Source organism: Pseudomonas sp. GL-B-26 (genome assembly GCF_019947405.1).
GTDB lineage: Bacteria > Pseudomonadota > Gammaproteobacteria > Pseudomonadales > Pseudomonadaceae > Aquipseudomonas.
This window is the reverse complement of the sequence record NZ_JAGYGJ010000105.1, coordinates 1-1,295: the sequence shown is the minus strand read 5'-3', so window position 1 is coordinate 1,295 and position 1,295 is coordinate 1. Positions and strand designations below refer to the sequence as shown.

At 64.7% G+C, this 1,295-nt stretch carries 1 pseudogene; it reads right to left on the bottom strand.

Features of this window, described 5'->3' with window-relative positions:
• Positions 1–1,295, bottom strand: a pseudogene (locus KGB23_RS30085) (glycine dehydrogenase (aminomethyl-transferring)); the annotation flags it as partial.

The following is a 1,295-nucleotide window of genomic DNA, read 5'->3' as shown; positions in this document are numbered from 1 at the left end:
CGCAGGTCTTCGATGTCGACGTTGCCGCGGGCATCGCAGGCGGTGACGACCACGCGCATGCCGGCCATGTTGGCGGTGGCCGGGTTGGTGCCGTGGGCGGACGAGGGGATCAGGCAGATGTCGCGACGGTCTTCGCCATGGCTCTGGTGATAGGCGCGAATCGCCAAGAGGCCGGCGTATTCGCCTTGCGAACCGGCGTTCGGTTGCAGCGAGATCGCGTCGTAACCGGTGGCGGCGCAGAGCATCGCTTCCAGCTCATCGGTCAGCTGCTGATAACCGGCGCTTTGCTCGGCCGGGGCGAACGGGTGCAGGGCGCCGAATTCGGCCCAGGTCACCGGGATCATTTCGCTGGCGGCGTTGAGTTTCATGGTGCACGAACCCAGCGGGATCATGGTGCGATCCAGCGCCAGGTCCTTGTCGGCCAGTTTGCGCAGGTAGCGCATCAGCTCGGTTTCCGAGTGGTAGCGGTTGAACACCGGGTGGCTGAGGATCGGCGATTGACGCAGCAGCGCGGCCGGGATCGTGCTTTCAACGGTGGCAGCCAATGCCGCGAAATCCGGCAGGGTTTGGCCGTCGGCCAGCAGCGCCCACAGGGTTTCCACATCCGCTTGCGAGGTGGTTTCGTCGAGGGACAGGCCCAGACGTTCGGCATCGACCACGCGCAGGTTGATCTGCTGGACACGGGCCTTCTCGTGCAACGCGGCAGTGTTAGCGCCGGTCTTGATCGTCAACGTGTCGAAGAAGCTTTCCTGCTCGACGCTCAGACCGATTGTTTTCAAGCCTTGAGCCAGAATTGCGGTCAGGTGATGCACGCGCTGGGCGATCTGCGTCAGGCCTTTCGGGCCGTGGTACACGGCGTACATGCTGGCGATGTTGGCCAGCAGCACTTGTGCGGTGCAGATGTTGCTGGTGGCCTTCTCGCGGCGAATGTGTTGCTCGCGGGTCTGCATCGCGAGGCGCAGCGCCGGCTTGCCGAAACGGTCGACGGAGACGCCGACCAGACGGCCCGGCATGTCGCGTTTGAACGCATCCTTGGTGGAGAAATACGCCGCGTGCGGGCCACCGAAGCCCAGCGGCACGCCGAAACGTTGTGCGCTGCCGATGGCCACGTCGGCGCCGAATTCGCCCGGCGGGGTGAGCACGGTCAGGGCCAGCAGGTCGGCGGCGACCGCCACCAAAGCATTGGCGGCGTGGAAGCGTTCGGTCAGTTCGCGGTAATCGAACACATCACCGTTGCTCGCCGGGTATTGCAGCAAAGCGCCGAAGAATGGCGACACGTCGCTCAGTTCACGCTC